A 20,175-nucleotide genomic window follows, 5' to 3' on the forward strand; every position below is an offset into this window, starting at 1 on the left:
TACCGCCTATCTCCCTTGCCGTCAATCACTTTTCGTCTTGATCCCCCTCCACTATAGGAATGCTCATCTAATTATTGACAGTCACAGCGATTAGGAATAAAATTGGGTTATAAAACTTTTGCGCAAAAATTTTACTACAAGGGGATAGTTCATATGGATACCTGTCAATCGATAAAACTAATGTCAGGCGAATATTGGTGGGGCGGGGTAATCAACGACGGTGCTCTGATGCCATTTGGTAATGCCGACTACTCGCGCAATTTGCGCAACTTAGACGATAATCAAGCAACACCGTTGCTTTTATCGAACAAGGGGCGATATGTTTGGAGTGATGAACCTTTCGCTTTTTCTTTTCATGAAGATGAACTTTTGATTAACCATGCGAACAGCCCGATTATCATCGGCCAAGAACATCATAATCTTCCTGAAGTTTATACCCATGTATCACGCACTTATTTTCCATCTTCGGGAAAGCTCCCTGATTCTTTAGCCTTTTTATCACCGCAATATAATACATGGGTTGAAATGTTTTACGAACCGACGCAAGCTAAAATCATTCAATATGCGCAATCTATTCTAGACCATGGGTTACCTCCAGGGATATTAATCATAGATGACAATTGGATGATCGATTATGGCAACTGGAAATTCAATAGGGAACGATTCCCTGATCCTAAGCAAATGGTTAGTACCCTGCATCAATTAGGATTTAAAATCATGCTTTGGGTATGTCCCTATGTCAGTCCCGATAGTGCTGTTTTTCGAATGCTGCAAAACAAGGGTTATCTGCTTAAATCTAAAGATGAAACCCCTGCCTTACGACAATGGTGGAATGGCTACAGCGCAATGATTGATTATTCCATGGAAGCCGCAGTCGATTGGTTCCTCGAACAATTGGATCATCTCGTTACGAGCTATGCCATCGACGGTTTTAAATTTGACGCAGGCGAGCCCATTATTCCGGATGCTGACCATTTTAGCAGATCCGTTTTATGGCATAACACGCTTCCACTCAACGCTGATTGCAATGCTTTCGCAAAGCTAGGGATCAAGTATCCGCTCAGCGAATACCGGATGTCTTGGAAGAACGGCGGACAATCACTTATTCAACGGCAGCGGGATAAAGCCCATAAGTGGGATCGCGGCGGATTGGCTGACCTCATTCCCAATGGAATCGTACAAGGCTTAATGGGTTATTCCTACAATTGTCCTGATATGATAGGAGGCGGATTAGATGGAGACTTTAATTCATCTGACTTCCAATTTGATAGTGAATTGTTCGTCAGGTTTGCACAATGTTCCGCTCTATTCCCCATCATGCAATTTTCGTTAGCGCCTTGGCGGGTACTTCAGGATGAACATCTCAATTATTGCTTAGACATCGTTAAGTTAAGGGAACTATTGGGACCAGAGATACTTGAGTTGGCTGAGCAATCCGCAGCTACTGGAGCCCCTATCATGCGGCACTTGGATTATGTATTTCCCAATGCGGGGTATGAGCTTGTTAACGATCAATTTATGCTTGGTGATCATATTCTTGTAGCGCCTGTCCTTGTAAAAGGGCAAACATCTCGACAAATCCACTTCCCAACGGGTACTTGGATTGGCGATGATGGTTCTATCGTTCAAGGACCTGTATCGGAAGAGGTTCAAGCACCTTTATCCAGACTTCCGTGGTATCGAAAAGTTTAATCTACATGCTAACAACCCCCTCCGAGGTTAGGAGGGGGTTGTTTCATTCTTCATTGTAGCCTCTATTTACTTCCTGCTCTCCATCGTAGGCCCCAATTAAAAGCCTTGTCCAAATCAGCATGACCTTTAAAATGGCGAACGACTCTTTCTATGCTGAAGGTTTCATTATTAACATTTTGTATCAAAGCAATAGCACACGTAGGGAGGCTGTTATCATGTTCATCTAGATTTACAACGATATCAGGCCCGCCATTTTGGGTAATAGTCACTACACCGTCAGCCTCTGACCATTTCGTAACTCCCTCATAAATGAAAGTAAACACCAATATTCTTCGGAATTCGGAAAGCTTGCTGCCATTTATTCGAATGTTTTCACCGGCTGTAACAGAACCGGTCCGATCATCACCATCCAGAGCAATATATGGCTCTCTTGTTAAGGAACCAAAGGAATCACCCAGAGCCTGAACGACACCTATTTCACCGTCCTGCAGCTCATACAGGCAAGCAAGATCTAGATCAACGCCACCTGATTTCTTTTTCCAAATACCGCCTTTACCCGTTTGTTGATTCCAATTAAGGTTAATTAGAATCTCCCCGAGCCCGCCTGATTTTTTCTCTAGATTAATCTTGTCCCCTTTCTTCTTCAGTTCGATCTTGGAAAGGTTCAATTTCGGCATCTTCTCAGGTGCAGGATCAGGCTCGTTATTTACAACAATGCCATAACTCTCACAAAGCGCCTTGAGCCCACCTGAATAACCCGCTCCAATTGCGTTAAATTTCCAGTCGCTGTTATATCTATATAATTCTCCTATGACAATTGCTGATTCTACGGAGAAATCATTTCCAAGGTCGTAACGAAGAATTTCTTTCCCAGAAGATTTATCTACAAATCGTATGTATACTTGACTCACCTGGCTGAAATTTTGGTTCCGTTGTTCACCATCATAGATGGTTAATGTGAAAGCCATTTTCTCAACCGCAGCTACAACTTGATGAAGCCTTACTTCTATTTCTCTTTCATTTGCCTGCTTCTCTGTATAAGTAATAAAGGTATTCGTTGGGTTGCCGTAAAATATTAAATCCTCGTCACCTTTTACCTTTCCGTTCAGGGAAAGCAAAAAAGCCGATGTGTCTAACTCCATTTGATTCGGCGCTTGCCAACCAATGAATACAGTCAGATTGGAAAGTCCTGCGTGCGCTTTCGTTAAGTCTGCTTTTTGTCCTTTAACAACGGAAACGGTCATCTTCTTCACCCTTTAATTGAAAGTTAGTAGATCTTAGGGTAGTAACATTTCTGTTAACTACCCTGGCGATAGAATTTGCAACATATTTCAAAAATGATAATTAAACTAAACCGTAATCTCTGGTTAAACCATCAAGACCGTCTTTGTAACCATTGCCTACCGCAGAGAATTTCCACTCACCGGAATGACGATATAACTCGCCTACTACAACGCCAGTCTCAATGGAGAAATCTTCACCCAAGTCAAAACGGATTAATTCTTGGCCATCTGCTTCATTCACAATGCGCGCGTATGCATTCGAAACTTGTCCAAAGTTTTGATTACGAGCGACAGCGTCATAAATCGTAATTGTGAAAGCTACTTTCTCAATGCTTGCAGGAATCGTTGAAAGGTCAACTTTAATTTGCTCATCATCACCTGCACCGGCACCAGTAAGATTATCTCCGGAATGGATAACAGAACCGTTCTCATTTTCCTTGTTATTAAAGTAAACAAAATTTTTCTCGTTATCTACTTTACCTGCGCCGTTGGTGCAAAATACGGAAACATCGAGATCGAAATCCTTACCGCCATCATATTTGTTCGTATCCCATCCAAGACCTACAAAGATTTTTGTTAGACCAGGATTTGATTTTGTAAGATCGATTTTTTGACCTTTAGAAAGATTAATAGCCATAGAATGATTACCTCGCTTTATATTATTTTTTCCTTGCACCTTACATACGACATAATAAGACTAGTAGTTTCAAAAAATACATATATTTAACAAATTCTTCATGTAAACAAAAAAAGAGCTCTTAGGATCGCCTAAGAGCTCTTTCTTCTTTTTTCATTCTTATAAACTGAATTCGCTAGGATTTAGACCAAGCGTATTACAAATGTCACGAACGACAGCTTTCTCTTTATCGTCAAAATCACCATCTGCAGATCCAATTGCACTACAAACACCAACGATTACTCGCCCAATCTCAGGCTTGCTGCGGAATTTGGCAATTGACTTCAGGGCTTCTTGTTTCCCTATCATCGCATCAAATTCAAAGTTGCCAGCGTAATGATTAAACCGTGTAATCACATCGCCCATTTCAAAAACTTTAAGTTCTTCACTACGGCTCATGTAACCGGCCATTTTTTGCTTTTCATTTGCATCAATAGATCCATCAGCTGCAGCTACAATAGCACATCCAGCCACTACGGCTTCCATAAAATCTTTGTTCTTGAATTTCTTGACCTGATCAGTCAATCCTTGTTTGGTATTTTGCAACCATGATTTGAATCCAACACTCATGTATGAAAACCTCCGTATTTTTAATTAGCACTTTAACTGTATTCTAAATATAAAGTTGAACTTTAGCAAATTTTGCGGAAATCTGGTGAGGAAATTGGCTATATTACAATATTTCAATATACCCTTCTGTTCCATTCACGCGAATGCGTTGCCCATCTTTAATGAGTTTAGTAGCATGTTCTACACCTACAACTGCTGGCAAACCATATTCGCGGGCGATAACGGCTCCATGGGTCATCAGACCACCAACTTCGGTGACTAGTCCTTTAATGGATACGAACAAGGGCGTCCAGCCAGGGTCGGTAAAGGAGGTGACTAAGATATCCCCCTCTTCAAGATTCGCTTCCTCCATGTTTAAAATGACGCGCGCTCGTCCTTCTATAACGCCCGAAGAAACGGCTAGTCCTACAAGCGCGTTAGCCGGCAGATGTTCTCGTTCGTACGCACCTGCAATGATTTCACCATCCGATGTGATGACGCGCGGCGGAGTTAATTTGGAGAAAAATTTGTAATCTTCTTTTCGTTTACTGATGATCCCATCATCCAGTTTATTTGTACGTACGACATCGTGAAGTTCTCCAAAACTGAGATAGTAGATATCTTCTTTTTCATGAATAACACCTGTTTCTACGAGTCGTTCGGCTTCCCTCAATAAAGCTTGCTTGTACACGAAATAGCGGCTTATCATGCCGTACTTGGGATATTCACGATACCCGATAAAATTCCGGATTAAGTTAATCACTCGTTTTGTCTCTTCAGCTTTTGATTGACCATCCGGTAATTGGTTCAATCGTTCTATTAACTCTTGTTCTTTATTTAAAGCTTCCTGCAACCCCTGCTCAAATTTCCGATGGCCAGCATTAGGCTCGAAGTTTTTGATGTTCGCTAGAATAATTGGGACTAGTGTAAGTGGTTTTTCACTCCAACGCGGTTTGGACATATCGATTTCTCCGGCACATCGCATTCCGTACTTGCTGAGATAATGATTGATCGCGTCTTGGGCTTCCTGTCCACCCTCATACTTAACCAGTTCTTCCATGAAATTATCATCTTTGACTTGTTGTAAATAATCAATGACTTCCGGATAAGGACGAATCACATCAGCAACATCTAAAAGCGCCAAACCCATTTGCGAAGTAATATTGTTAGGCACAGATTGAGTAAGTGTATCTGCTACGTTTTTTTCACCTAACCACTCGTTCATTTTCTCATTGATCCAGGAAGAGGCATTCATAGCTGTCATAAATACCGCTGAACTTCGCGGGTCAAATAATAACTCCCTTAATTCCTTAAGATCTTCTAGAATAAAATCACATACATCGGACCCTGATTTCGTTTGGATATTTTGTTTCAATGCTGCTATGGATGTTTGATTACGCTCAATCAAATCAGATACAATTGTTGGATCGTATTCGATTTGAGCTTGAAAATGCGATGGCGACATTCCCTCATTGCTTCGAATGGAACTCGGTATTTTACTATCATCTGGTGATGATTTAATAAAATCCTCTCGTGCTACGATGGTCTTCAGTGCGACTTTGATGAGCGGCTCGGATTTTCCTAAAGCATCGATTACCTTATCTCTGCTGGCAGGCGAAGACAGCATTTGTGTAACATCAACGAACAACCATCCGCCTGCTTTACGCATAGGGGCACGCGTCGTTAACAAGTAAAAAGATAATCCCAATGGTTTGATGGCATCTGTCATCATTTGTTGATGACCGACAGAAATATAAACGCGATTTTCTTGATCCATTGCTTCGGGTATGGGAAATAAGGTCGTGATAGGACGACTCTGAACGATATAAAAGGTATCATCAACCAAGCACCATTCGATATCTTGGGGGCAGCCAATATAAGCTTCGATCTGTCTTCCGATGCGTGCCAATGCTACAATTTGATGCTCCGTAAGTGTCTGCGTCTTTTGCTGATCAGGATCGATCTGTTTGGTCTCTGTTCCGCCTTCTTTCCGCGCATAGACAGCCAATTGTTTGGTCGCTATCCGCTTATTGACGATTTTCCCTTCCTGCACGTGATAATTATCGGCAGAGACTAAGCCAGAGACCAGCGCTTCTCCAAGACCATAACTGGCGTCGATAGATAGTACTTTTCTGTTGGAAGTCATGGGGTCTGCCGTAAACAAAATCCCTGAAGCATGCGGGAAAACCATCCGTTGCACGATAACAGCTAGATAAACTTGGCTGTGCTCAAACCCATTTTGGATACGGTAAGTTACCGCGCGATCCGTAAATAAGGAAGCCCAACATAGGCTGATATGCTGCAGGATGGCTTTGACACCGATGATGTTCAAATAGGTATCTTGTTGACCTGCAAAAGAGGCATGAGGTAAGTCTTCAGCCGTCGCACTAGAACGCACTGCATACGCATGTTCATCACCCAGCTCGGAGTGATAGTGAGTAACTGCTTCCACAACATCGGCAGGAATGTCTACTTCCATAAGGATTTGTCGAATCTGTCTGCTGATTTCACCGATCTGATCTCGATCTTCCACCTTGAGCATGGTTAGCTCCTCCAACAAAGCCTGATACGCTTCGTTATGTTCGATGGCTTTGCGATATCCCGCGGTTGTCACACAAAATCCTTCTGGTACTTGTATATCTTCAATTTTAGATAATTCCCCTAAATTCAACCCTTTTCCGCCAACGAGCACAAGCTGCGTTCTGTCCATTTCCTGAAAACTGAGAACCAAGGAACTCATACAACATCTCTCCTAATCATTAATTTGAGAAAAAAATTGACAAGAGGTTATCGGCATGGTATATTTATAGTGTAAGATACATTAATTATGTACATTAATACCAATAAATTCGTAATTTGATTATAGCATCGTGCCTTTTTATATGCAATATGACGAACCTGTGATAACTTTCCAGGTTCTTTTTTGATTTCAAAACAAGAAGCCCATCTCCAGTTCGGATGGGCTTCTTAGTTTATGAAGTGTAATTAGTGAAGCATTTTGCCGATGACGTTGGCTATGGCGTTGTTACTGGAGGAGCCCAAACTTCAAGCTCCACATAATGGCTGAACGCATTGAGATTACAGCCGTTCACCCACAACCGTACATACCTTGCATTCGTTATAGCAAATGGAATATCCTTACCGCTGCTCGTCTCCGTATACTCTGCGTCTGTTCCTATACCTTGCCCGGCACTATTATCCGTATCATTGTTGAATACCGTTGTCTTTGTCGTAAAGGTAGGATCATTCGATACTTGGACGACTACATCGTGGTAGATCCTGCCGGCCGAGATATAATGCCACAATTTAATATCATTAATATCAAAGCTCTCCCCGAGGTCTAGCTGTATCCAGCCCCATAATGGACGTGCATATACTGTTTCATCGTATCCTGGATTTCGACGACACGCTGGAAGGATCGATATGTCCAAATCGCCATAGTCTCCTGATGATGTTGTGAGTTGTAATTCAACTTGGCATAGAAAACACCCCAAAAAGGGGTGTTTTGTAACGTACATTTGGCACTCATTGGAATGAAAATTGTCATAAATTGTATATCCAATAGCTTTAACAGTGTATTAAATTAGTCCGCATACCCAGTTTCATCTTCTTCATTATCAGTTTCTTCATCTTCATCATCTTCTTCTACTTCATCTTCTACTTCATCTTCTACTTCATCTTCTACTTCTTCTTCTACTTCTTCTACTTCTTCTACTTCTTCATCTTCTACTTCTTCATCTTCTACTTCTTCATCTTCAAATTCTGCTTCGCTTTCTTCTATTCTCAATGCCAAGTATTCTTTAATTTCTATATTCACATCTGAGATATCTCGAATTATTGGATTTTTAAGATTAATATTCTCCTTATAGAAGTCCATATAAGCTTGTTTTTTAATTACATCACTTGCTTTAATAGCATTCTTTACTTTTTTTGGTATTAAATACTTTTCAATACTAGCTTCTAAATCAGCCTGCAGATCAGTTGAGTAAAGAATTAGATGATAATTCTGAAACCAGTGTTGCTCATCATCAATTTCTTTTAGTTTTTCAGTTTGCTCGCTTCTAAATATTCCATCTTTCAAGTAATAAGAAATTAAAAGTTGATTGTTTGAATCGAGTACTACCTCTTGTGTATCATTTAAAATTTCTGTAAAGCCGAATATTTTAATTGCATAATAAAAATATAATTGTTCTTCATTAAATTGTGATTGAAGTACTTCTGTATATCTTACCTTGAAAAATTTTAACAATTTCTTATTATCAAAACTGCTCATAGCATTTAATTTATCGACAACGTATAACAAAGCTTCAGGAGAATATTTCAGGATAAAACATAGTTGATGGTAATCATAATTCTTTACTTTAAATTTCTCAAGGTCTAATTCTCTAAAGTATTTAGTCTTAAATAAGTTATTTATAAAGACTTTCTTAAGTTTGCCATCTTCTAAATTAGATAGTCTATAAACAATTTGATTTATTATATATAGCTTGTTATCCTCTCTACCCTCTTTGAATTTAATATTGCAATGAGCTATCACTTTTTTCCAGTATCTCGCAACTAGATTATAATTATTAAAATCTTCATACGTCCATATTTCTTTCTTAGAATCATTTCTTTCAAGTTCATATTTCTCTAAAATTTTATCAAAAATCTTTACTACCTTCTCTATATCGCTTCTATTACAAAAGAAATAAAAATCATCAGAAAAATAAGAGAATTCACAATTTATCCCCGACCTCGTGAATTCTATCTCAATTAGCTTACTAATCTCCATTAATGTAGTTTCGGCAAAATATAATGACAAGTAATTCCCCATTATTAAACCATTTGTTTTCCCTAAATTTTGATTTGATAGGTATCTCTCTTCATGCCCGTGAAACTCTATTAAATGAGTATAAATTCTTCCATAGTACTCCTTTATATCAACTCTCAATAAATTATCATATACGCATAAATTTTCAAAATCTTTCTCTAACTGTCTATCGTATTCTCCTATCACAAAATCACCAGTAGCAACATTCGTTGCCAGGCGTTTATGTGTAGGATCGAGATTTTGAATAGTATTAAAATCTGGTAGATCCTTAAAATGTTCAAATGCAGCGACAAAATTCAATATGTTTGGCATTTTAAGGGTCCGATAATTATCTTCATTTTTGTTTACTCTAAAATTAATAGGTGCTACCCAACATAATTTGTTTATATCAAAAGATGAAATATCATCTGGCAATTTAATAGAATCGATATCAAGAAAATGTTTAACTGGATTTTTAAAATTATAAAGATTATTAAGTTTCATATATTTCCCCTGACTAATAGTTATTTTTTTCGAAGTGATTTCAGTTTCAAGATATGTTTAAAAAGTTTATACGCTTTGAAGTTTAATAATCTAACTCACAAAATAATCAAATAATTTTTACAACTCCTACAATAATTAATGACAATATTAATAGAATAGTAGCTAAAATTAAAAAAATATATATTACTGAGAGAATAAAATGCGATAACTTTGACAATCCATAATCAAGATAGTGCACTAAATCACCAGATGAAGAAACAATCATTAAATAAATCGACATAAATCCTATAAGATACATAACAAAAATAATATAACTATTAACAACAGGGTTATTTCCTGGGATAATTCCACTTGCTGCGAAGAAAACAAAATAAATTGGTATTAGAAAAAACACTAAAAATGTTGCTAGGAAAAGTTTCAATTGATTGAGTGTTTGTAGAATGCTATTGCTTCCTGCAGTATTAATCTTTTCCCCACTCCAAAGCTTATTTTTAAACTTACGATTAGGTAATTGCATTAAGACAGTATTATCTGTATTTTTAAATACGAATTCTCCTGTTTCTGAATTTGGAGTGTTGAGATACTGACTTATTCCATCAGTTAATAAATACCCATAGTTACTGAGGGACCAACTCTCGAACTTATTAAAATTGTTTAAATCCGTTCGAAGTCTTGATAAAGCATCACTTACTTCTGGGTCAACCTGCGGGTGTCCTTCTCTAAGATGAATGTGAAAAAAATTTTCAGATGTTTCTAACATTAATTTCTTATTTAGCTCTAAACTAGCATCATAACTCCTCTTTAGGACTGAAAGTCTTTTCCTAGGAATAAGTTGTTGTTCTGATATTTGCCGGGATCCATCACTAATAATCATCAAATCACAAACTTCTTTTTGAAGAGCATATATTCCTAAGTTATCAAAAGCTCCACCATCAACTACCTTGTGTTTTTCTGTACCAACCTTAAAATTCACATAATTGAACAAGCCGGGTACTGCTGAAGAAGCAGCTACAGCATCTTTTAAAAAGATCTGATTGTGCTCAGAATAGTGAATGATCCCTTTAGAATTCACTATTTTAGGGTCAATGTACTGCCCCATATTCTCATCTGAAAAGAAGTAATGCCCTCCATTACCAAGTAAAGTTGCATTGATTATTAACTTCGGTAGATTTTCAGCGCCGCTAGTGCCTTTTAACTGAGCCATACTGACGTTCGAATACCGAAAATATTTAGCATATAGATTACCCAGAATTTTTTCGCGATTGATAAAAACCGAATATAACTCATTTAATGGATGTAAAAATATTTTCGATCTTATATTTTTTGAAACACCTCGAACAAAATCTCCTTCGAGATTCATAATTAAATTAATATAATCACTATGCTGCATAGGTTGTTCTTGAGATAATCTCTCTTTCAACTTTAAATAATATAGTGCACCGATAATTGAGCCACCTGAAACAGTAGAAATTACATTAATGTGTTTTAAAATATCAAGTTCTGCTAGCCTTGCCAACACTCCTAGATGGAAAAAGGCTGCCCTATAACCGCCTCCTGATAGCGCAAGTCCAACTTTTTTAGTTGCTAAATCTATTTTTTTGTTATTTAATTTTAATTTTGCAATCACTTATAATCCCCCATATAAATATCCTAACTATTTGCTACCTGATAAGCTCGTATCCCTTCAAATGTGACACTCTCTTTCATCAAAAAAGCCACACTATACTTCGCTCTCGTAACTGCAACATAAAATTTCGATAATGATTCTCCCTCTAACTCTCCCTTTTTCATTAAATACTTTTTAATGGGAGCAGTCGGTATAATTAACACTCGATCAAATGTTAATCCTTTAGACATGCCATAATTCATTATTTTCTCTGCATCAAACTTACTTCTCTTATCGTATCTCAATACAACAGGATTATATGTATTTATATAATCTGTAACTTCTGATTCATTTACTGTAAATAATCCGTCATGTCCTGTTTCTTCATGATTTTTAGAAATCGTTTTCTTCATTATTGGATAGAGAGTATCAGCAAAGTCACAAATTAACTGGTTACTTCTATGGCACTCTGTCCGATATTTAACAGAACATTTTTTTCTTTTCTCAAGATCAAGAAAAAAATCTAAGATTTTAACTCCAGAGTATTTTCCGTTCCTTGCGGCATTGTTTGTTTTATATGTTGTCTGCCGATGATCTCCAACAAGCGACATTTTTATTGAAGATTTAAAAAACATTTGAATTAAGTCTAAGTCCCAACCATTAAGATCTTGAACTTCATCAATATAAATATGGTCATACATCTTTTCTAGTCTATTAATAACCAGACCATTCGATTTTTTATTGCATTCATAGATAAATTGAGAAATTTTATCGGTGTAGATTAAGGTTCCTTTTGCAAAATAGTATTTCTCTACATCTGCTTTTTTTATATACGCTGGTGACCTTCCTTCAACTAGTAAAATTGATTCTATTCTTTTCTTATCATAAATGAAATTCTGATAGGGCCGAGCACATTCTTGCAACAAAAAAGAATACCAACCCTGTATTTTTATATGCGATGGAATGAAACCATACTTTTTAATTATTTTTCTTTTGATCTCATTTAAATTCTCATTCGTATATGTAACAATCAGAACTTTAGAATCCGTCTTAACCATAGCCTCATCAACAATCGTTGTCGTTTTTCCAGATCCTGCCGCGGATATTGTAACAATATTATTTGATAGCATCGTGAATATACCCCGGAATATTAAAATTTTCATCGGTCTCAAATAAACACATTGCACAATTAGTTTTGTTTTTGCCCATATAATGGAGCATTTCTTGATCAGTTTTGTGCTTGGTATTGAAAATATGATTAAATACTGTCAAGTCATTACATCTCAATAACTGGGGTTCTAGTGTAGGATACTCAATATTCTTGTCATAACAGATCTTGATATGATCCGTTGTTAAATAACCATCATACTTAGAGTTAAACTTAATTAGGTCCCCATCGTTATCTGTTACAACGCGTACATCTAGCTCTAATTTCTTGGCAATGTCCAAAAAACGCTTAAATGATAGTGCATTCACTGCGATTACATCGACTCCATCTTCAATTGGTAACTTGCCATAGAATTTGTGATAAGCCTTTTGAACAATTAATTCATCAGATGGCCCCTCCACAAGGATTGCTTTCTTTGCCAATACCATCCGAAGAGTATCATATCCAGGTAGTTTCATGAAGTATTTCTGAGTTTCATCTTTCAAATCGCTCAATGTCATTGCAATATTGTTCTTTATTAAAATTAATTTATCTAATCCCATTTTGTTTAAGACAAATGTACTGTGAGTAGTAATAATTAGTTGTTTACCTGTACATTTACGACTAATTTGATCAATTAGCTTGTTCATACTTGAAAAAGACAAATGATTCTCTGGCTCTTCAATTAAAATTAAATGAGCTTTTTGAGCTTTTAATTCAAGAGCCAATTTCATCTTTACCGCACTCTGTTCTCCCTTTCCACTATGCTGGAATGGTATATCGTTTAGATACGAAGACAAATTAGATTCCCAGTTGGATCTAGGAGTAACATCAATTGAAACAGTGAAATTCTTTTCTGAGAGGTCGCCTTTTTTTGTAGCTAATTTATCGTTTATGTTTTTTATGGCTGGACGTTCAGCAAAATCTTCTTTAAGTTTTCGGTAGTCTAAAGCCATACCGACGCGTTCTTTCAGCTCTAGTGCATCAGAAATTATTTTAGATATATATTGATCTGTACCATTTTGCATTCTCAACATCGATGTATCGATTAGAGATACATTTAATGGAATGCTCCTAGGTGTTATCAGTTTGTTGGCAAACGAATACCACTTAACAGTGTAATATTCTACGGGTACAGTCCTTATCTCATCAGGTGATTTTATGTAGTTACTGTATTCATCAGTATACTCCTCATTAAATTCAATTAATAAACTAATTCCAGCTGTATTCTCTCGCTTAGAATTGTTCGTTCCAGAGAGATTAACCGTATCTTCACCATTATTTAGATATAGCTCTATTCTGATCGTCGGTAACTCGGTTTTCTCTCCTGATTTCAAACCATCAATATATTTATTAATTGTCTGAATATTAAATAGATATGGCGTTATTTCTGTCATTACATTCCTTCCATACAACTGCCCGGTTAAAGCAAGGTTAATGGCTTCTAAAATGGATGATTTCCCTGCTTCATTATCACCAACAATAATGTTTACATCATCTCGAAACTTTAAATCAAAGTGCTCGAATGACTTATAATTATCAATAATAACTCTTTCTATCAAAATAACACCCTCTATAAGAAATGTTTGCCTCTGAATATAGTAAATATATCCTAGGTATTTAATACCATTTTACTACAAATTAATACATGTTTCTCAATATTATTTACAAATATATCCTCCATATCATAGATTAATATATTTTTCTTGGTTATTTTCGAGAGACAAGTTCTGGTTCTTGCTTTCGTAAAATAAAAAGACAGGAACGTGTGATCTCTAACGTTCACTGCCTAGTAATTAAAATTCAATTCTATTTAAAGCGATATCGATAATTTGTTCTAACACCCTATTTCCCTTTATATCGGGTGATACTTTATATTACGAGTAAATAATGTCGTTCCACATAACTTTGAAAAACCATTCAGAGTGGTATGCACTCATCATGGTTGAATTTTATTACTTATTTGTACCAGGTAATCAATTTTCTGTAATTGAAGGTGGTATTAGGTATCTTGTGAGGCTGCATTATCAACAAGCCCAAAAATACTCATAGCTCTAATTGCTTTCCTTATTTCAGGATGACTGTCAATTACACTTATAGATACCCCCATTTTTAGGGCTATATTTCTATTTATTAGTTTCTCAGAATTATTAATAATTTTTTCACATGCTTCCTGAGCTAAAATACACCAGTTATTAATTTTTCTTAATTTTATAATACCTTTAATTTTTTCCACTTCACATGTAATTTGATAATAAATATCAGGGTAGTTCTTTTTTAAGTATTTTTTAGAAAACCCTAAATATTTATATACTTTTTCGATGCTAATCTGATTTTCATTTGTTTTTTCCGCAAAGTATTTTTCGATTCTGTTCACTATCTCCAACCCAACCTCTTTGTTTTTATAATATTTATTTTGTATTACAATATTTTCAATCTTTTTTTCAAATCCATTATAGTTTAAGGTTCTTTCATCACACTCTAACGCAGCTGCTATTTGTTTCTTGGATAGAAATCCAACGTTATTTTTTACTATTTCATCTATTTTACTTTCTGAAAGTTTTCTTTTCTTAGTTTTAACTTCTGTATTTCTAAATATTAAAAATTCTTGAACTTCTTCATAAGCATAATAAATAAAGAACTCTAAAGTATTCCAATTATATAAACTAACCGCTTTCCTACACATACTCTGTCTATCACACGCTGGTTCAATTAATTCATAAAAACAATTAAGCACTACTTCAGTTTTTTCAAGCTTTATTGGATAACTAAAATTGATAATGTCTAATGACACTATCCCCCTGATCACTAAGTAACCTACAATTTCGTAAGCATTAGTAAAACTAGTATTTAAATTTTTTACTAGTGTATTAATTTTAAATCCAGGTTTAACAAGAGGTAATACTTTAGGGATAAGGCTAATTTTTTCACCGATTTCTACCCATTCATTAGTTTGCACATTAAATCCATATTTTACAAAACAAGAGGTACAAACATAAATATACTTATATTTCTTTTTCAAATAATTTTCATTTTTACTTATATATCGCATTTTTGTATTTGAACCGTTATTTAAACACCAAGGAGCTATGCAAGTCCCCTTAGAAATCACTATATTATTATTATTAATAGAATCCAAATAATTTTGTGGTACATCGGTCTCAGCAAATTGTTTAACACTCATAGATCTCGAATTGATAACATTAAAAATATCTTGTAATGTAACTAATTTTGTTTTATGTCTATTATTATACAATGCATATATACCCTTGATTTGTGAATTAGTTAGCGACATGCTTTCACTTCTTTTATATTTCATTGGGCAACCTTGTGCAACATAAAGTAACTTTGCGGCCAATAATTGTTCATTACTAATTCCGGATAATTTTTCATTATTTTTTATAAGTGGATTGTTTAAACATAGGAGAAATTCCCAATCCGATTGGTTTTTATTTTGGTTAGCCAACATAATAGTACTTTGGTCGTCACGCATTTTCACCAATAACGTATTCTTACATTTGAAACAAATATATTGACTTAAGTCATTAGTAGTATAGGGTTGCTCAATACCACAATTTTGGCATTGTGTGATTAGTGGTTCTCTATGAACCGTACATACTTTCACTTCTTTTATTTGCCACAAAACCTTATACAACCCGTCATTTTCCAAACATTTTACACAAAATCTTCTTTTGAACTTTTCCATTTCCTGATAAATAGAAACTCTAAAAGACTTTAGAAACCTAATTTCTTCATCATATATATTATTAAATATTGGAGACATAGTCATCGAATTGATTCTATTTGAGTCAACCCCAATAAATTCAGCAAGTAGTTCAAGATCAAATACGTGATGCGGTAGGAAATCTATAATATAACCATAACTTCCCATCACTTTTCTTTTGTCAGTGAACATTTGTAATAATTTGGAGTAATTAATTCCATTGTCATTAGAAGTTCTCATAAGGTAACCAGAAAGTGATTCTCCTTGACCTGGTAAAGAACGTATTGTTAAACGAGTCATTAATTAATCCCCCAGAAATCTATTATTGATCGATCATCTTTACTCGCTCTTCTTCTGATACATCTCCTACAATATTATGATATGCCTGCTCTAAAACTAATTTTAAATTCAAATTTGCACTAGATTCATCGAAGTTTGATTCAAATACACCAAGCAAAGAGTATGCTTCCTGAATAATCGGTGTTAAATATCCAACAAGGCCGTAGCTAATTCTATGAAGTAATGTTGGGAAAGTTGTATTCATATTAGACAAATGTATGGGTACTGGGGGGCGAAGTTGTTCTTCTATGGAATGTAAAAGATTTAAAAACTCTTGATCACAAAATTTGAATCTCTCCAGCTTAGTAGGAGGATACCTCCTAAAATGCTGAGAATCTAATTTCCTTAATAATTCTACTGCTGGTGTGCCAACACAAATAACTGATATCCTTCCGTTATTAGCCACATGTTTTATTGCTCCCATAGCTTCTTCATTTGTTACAAACCTTGATGTAAGAATATGGTCCATCTCATCTAAAATTAGCATTTCTACCTTTTGATTTTCCATTAGCGTAAATGCTTGTCTTTTAACTTCTCCAATAGTTGGCCTCCCTGGTAGTTGTGGAGCTCCTAAACTTTGAACTATACTCTGGTAAAACTCCATAATCGTAAATGGATCAGGTAGATTTACATACACTACTGGCTTTATATCATACTCTGTTCCCTTTTCGTCGATATATACATACCCTATATTACTCTCTGCATATCTCCACATCATTTGAGTTTTACCTACACCGGATAAACCAACGATAAAACGATGCCGCGGTGAGTTAGCCCCACCCTGAAATCGATTGTGCATTCTTATTGAATCAAGCGTATCCCATATCTTTTTAACACGCGGATGATCTATATGAAGATTAGCAACTCTTTCAGAGAAACTACTGCATTGAGTATTATTAATCTCTGTCATCTTTATATTCCCCCAGTTTCAATTCACTAAATAGATCACTTAATGTTACTTGGCCATTAGACTTACTTTGTCTTGGCGGCTGAGAAACTGATATTCCCATTTCAAGATTCATTCTAACCGCCTGCTCCCTTGCTTTACGCCTTGACTTAACTCTCTCCTGAATTCTTTTGGTTAGCAAAGCCATGCCTTTTTTTACATCTCTTGAACCAGGAATATGACCTGCGTTCAAATCGCCTTTTTCCCGTAATATCTCAAGGACTCTCTTAAACGTAAACCGATTCATACTTTCTAACTCTTCCAATAGTGATTTATCCGCTTTTAATTCTACATACTCCCCAGTATCAGGCAGCTGCAAATATAGTTTCGAAACATCATCTGAATCGTATTTTACTCGATACTTATATTCTCGCGGCCTTACTAGCCCATTATGGGTCGCACTCTTATAGATAATGTTTTCAAACCGCACGCCATCTCGAGTGTAAGGTTTCTGTAATACCGGTAGAAGTTCCATTCTGTAATGATCTTCTTCCTCTTTATCAACCCATTCGGGGAAACCAACCATTTGAAGCCCTGCATAATAACGTGTAGCTGGAGTAGGATATTCAATTGGTAATCCTTTATGAACAGAGTGATGATAAACATCCGTGATATAAACTGAAAGTAATTCCCTTATATCCTCCAATGTAAATAAAGCCTCTTTTTCAGAATCATAATCTCCTTTTTCTTGTACACTTCCCTTTCGTGTTCCGTCTAATCGATGTATTAGTTCTGAATTTAAGGTTCCAAAATACCTTTCAATTGTCCCTCCATATCTCGGTGTTTTTACAGGACGAAATTGAATTTGAGACTGGAGTGTCTCATTTATCATTCGCTTTACTTCAGCATTTTTAAACTCAGGACCATTATCCAGATAAATAATACTTGGTATACCGTATATGTCCCAATCATTAATTGTTCCGTACTTCTGTTTAGAATTTTTAAAGAAGATGCCATGCATTAGTGCTCTTCTTACTTTATCTGCAGAAGGAGGCTCATATGATACTTCCATGCACCAAATCTTTCTACTATACACGTCAATGCCTAAAGAAATATAAGGCCGCCCGATAACGAGTCCTGTTTTCTCATCAATTACATCAATATCTAATTGCGTATGGTCTATTTCAACAATATGAAGAGGATATTTGGCTTCTTTATTTGAGAACCCACGCTGAACTTCATCAAACTTTTCATTGCCTGTCTTACCATCGCGCATACGTATTTTTAACTCAGGGTTAAGTCGAGAAAGGATTTTGTAGATAGTGTCATATATTGGGGGTGTAATATCTTGGAGGAGGCATTTGGATTCAATTGTATCAAAGATCTCTTTTGCAGAAGCTTTTTTCAATGTAAGGTATTCTCTTTCAATGACCCCTTTAATTACGGGAATGCAATCTTCAGGCAATCGTACTCTTATGCTATCCAAAACTAGATCCTGTTTCTTGGGATGACATATTTCAAGGATCTTATAATCTTTACGTGTAAAATTGTGCTTTAATGTCTTAGGAACTAATCCAGTTATTCCTTCATTTGGCAACGCTGACTCTTCTCTTTTAAAATCAGCTAATCTCCTTTTGATCGTTCTTGCTGAAAGTCCAAATACTGAAGAAATACGCTTAATCAGCTGCTCTTGAGTAATGCCACTGATTAATTCATTTTTTTGAAAATAATAATTGTATCTTTCTTTAAATTCTGTACTAGCCCTAACATTACCACTTTTTGCTTTTTCTAGTAGTATTATTGGCTGTATCATTTCAAATCTTGAAGATACAACAGCTCTTTGCTTCTTATTCAGGGTATCAAGGATTGAACTGTGTTTATTCTTGTCAGCCTGCTTAATTGCTTGTTTAACAGTTGTATTTAGCGATTTAAATGAATGATTAGAAATTAGTTCAAAATAATTAAATTCTTCTTCTAGATCCCCGCCAGATTTGATGGCAAAAACATTAGGGGGTGTTATGGATATTACTTTATATTTCCGCCCTTCATAATGAAAATCGGAATTCTCTTTCAATTTATGAAGCTTCATTTTCTTGGCCATCTCCTTCCTGAAAGTGAGGATTTAGCTGAGACATGAGGTTACCAACCTTTACAAGCAGATTTTCACTAAGTGGTTTTGATATATTATAGGTTAGGGATCCTGACGCAATAAGATGATATATTATTGGTAATATAACTCTAAAATCAACACTTGAGGAAAAACTTCTAGCCAAATCAATTACTGTACACTCCTGAAGATACTCTAATTTTAACAAGATCTGATCTTGCCAGAATTCATAAGTTTTCCTCTTTTTTAAAAACCCATGTAACATATTAATATTGGATTGAACAATTCCTGGTAATGTCTTTGGATAAATAACACTGTACTTCCAGCCTTTATTTTCTGCATAAGTATTACACTGCCTATTGCAACGTTCAAATGTCTTTGTATGATCATCAGGTGATTCTTTAATCTGATACAATAGTGGGCTATAGCCTTGGCGAAATACTAGTACATCTGGAACGTGTTGCCACTCTTTTTTTTGTCCTTCTGAATCCAAATACCGCATTCCGACTTCAACAGGTTGAACATAATAACGTTGGACTTCAGTATCAAGTTCTAAAAAGTAATAGAAAAGTCTCTCATTAAGCGAATGGAATTCTACATCTCTTTGTAACTTTACGCTTCGAAAGGAACCTATTATGTGAGGGCGCTGCCAGCTGATTTTGTTATCTACTCTTAATTTAGGATGATATAGTTGATCTTCTTCATCCCAGTTACTACGACGCCATTCCATTTAAACACCTCCAAAATAGTTAATACTCGCTCCTTGCTATATCTTGTCAAAATCGCGAGTTTTCTATGGTGTCAATGATATTTTTTCCAACAATTTCTACTAAAATTTGATATCTCCTTCTTTAATTTTCGTATTCGACA

General features: G+C 35.8%; 14 protein-coding genes. 1 reads left to right on the plus strand and 13 read right to left on the minus strand.

Annotated features, from left to right (window positions below; all coding sequences use genetic code 11):
• The first annotated feature begins 153 nt into the window (after positions 1-153).
• Positions 154-1,692: a glycoside hydrolase family 31 protein gene (locus A8709_RS03360; protein WP_065850783.1), complete on the plus strand. Its 1,539-nt coding sequence runs from the start codon at positions 154-156 to the stop codon at positions 1,690-1,692.
• 62 nt (positions 1,693-1,754) lie between these two features.
• Here the strand turns inward: A8709_RS03360 and A8709_RS03365 are convergent, their stop codons facing one another.
• The 13 genes from A8709_RS03365 to A8709_RS03425 all read right to left on the minus strand — a co-directional run bounded on the left by A8709_RS03365 (position 1,755) and on the right by A8709_RS03425 (position 20,035).
• Complete coding sequence (locus A8709_RS03365) at positions 1,755-2,936, minus strand: TerD family protein (RefSeq protein WP_065850784.1); 1,182 nt, start codon at positions 2,934-2,936, stop codon at positions 1,755-1,757.
• A gap of 100 nt (positions 2,937-3,036) precedes the next feature.
• Entirely contained in the window at positions 3,037-3,612 is a 576-nt protein-coding gene (locus tag A8709_RS03370; RefSeq protein ID WP_065850785.1) for a TerD family protein, read from the minus strand.
• Positions 3,613-3,771: 159 nt separating this feature from the next.
• The gene (locus A8709_RS03375; RefSeq protein ID WP_065850786.1) at positions 3,772-4,221 is read right to left on the minus strand and encodes a tellurite resistance TerB family protein; all 450 of its coding nucleotides are present in this window, start codon (positions 4,219-4,221) and stop codon (positions 3,772-3,774) included.
• A 103-nt stretch (positions 4,222-4,324) separates the two neighbouring features.
• Positions 4,325-6,940, minus strand: coding sequence for a phosphoenolpyruvate synthase (ppsA, locus tag A8709_RS03380; protein WP_065850787.1), 2,616 nt, complete (start codon positions 6,938-6,940; stop codon positions 4,325-4,327).
• A 274-nt stretch (positions 6,941-7,214) separates the two neighbouring features.
• Positions 7,215-7,631, minus strand: coding sequence for a galactose-binding domain-containing protein (locus tag A8709_RS03385; RefSeq protein WP_065850788.1), 417 nt, complete (start codon positions 7,629-7,631; stop codon positions 7,215-7,217).
• Between the two features lie 152 nt (positions 7,632-7,783).
• Positions 7,784-9,496 (minus strand): RNA-dependent RNA polymerase family protein, encoded by a 1,713-nt coding sequence (locus A8709_RS03390; protein WP_065850789.1) that lies wholly within the window; start codon positions 9,494-9,496, stop codon positions 7,784-7,786.
• 106 nt (positions 9,497-9,602) lie between these two features.
• Positions 9,603-11,123: a patatin-like phospholipase family protein gene (locus tag A8709_RS03395; protein ID WP_065850790.1), complete on the minus strand. Its 1,521-nt coding sequence runs from the start codon at positions 11,121-11,123 to the stop codon at positions 9,603-9,605.
• 23 nt (positions 11,124-11,146) lie between these two features.
• Complete coding sequence (locus A8709_RS03400) at positions 11,147-12,232, minus strand: UvrD-helicase domain-containing protein (RefSeq protein ID WP_167356989.1); 1,086 nt, start codon at positions 12,230-12,232, stop codon at positions 11,147-11,149.
• Entirely contained in the window at positions 12,219-13,811 is a 1,593-nt protein-coding gene (locus tag A8709_RS03405) for an ATP-dependent nuclease (RefSeq protein WP_084224630.1), read from the minus strand. The genes A8709_RS03400 and A8709_RS03405 overlap by 14 nt, the downstream gene beginning before the upstream one ends.
• Positions 13,812-14,251: 440 nt before the next feature.
• Positions 14,252-16,273, minus strand: a complete 2,022-nt coding sequence (locus A8709_RS03410; RefSeq protein WP_065850792.1) for a TniQ family protein — start codon at positions 16,271-16,273, stop codon at positions 14,252-14,254.
• Positions 16,274-16,295: 22 nt separating this feature from the next.
• Positions 16,296-17,222, minus strand: a complete 927-nt coding sequence (locus A8709_RS03415; protein ID WP_065850793.1) for a TniB family NTP-binding protein — start codon at positions 17,220-17,222, stop codon at positions 16,296-16,298.
• Positions 17,209-19,287, minus strand: coding sequence for a DDE-type integrase/transposase/recombinase (locus tag A8709_RS03420; RefSeq protein ID WP_065850794.1), 2,079 nt, complete (start codon positions 19,285-19,287; stop codon positions 17,209-17,211). Before A8709_RS03420 ends, A8709_RS03415 begins: the two co-directional genes overlap by 14 nt.
• Positions 19,274-20,035, minus strand: coding sequence for a PDDEXK family nuclease (locus tag A8709_RS03425; RefSeq protein ID WP_065850795.1), 762 nt, complete (start codon positions 20,033-20,035; stop codon positions 19,274-19,276). Before A8709_RS03425 ends, A8709_RS03420 begins: the two co-directional genes overlap by 14 nt.
• Positions 20,036-20,175 lie beyond the last annotated feature (140 nt).

Source organism: Paenibacillus pectinilyticus (genome assembly GCF_001700435.1).
Classification (GTDB): domain Bacteria; phylum Bacillota; class Bacilli; order Paenibacillales; family NBRC-103111; genus Paenibacillus_E; species Paenibacillus_E pectinilyticus.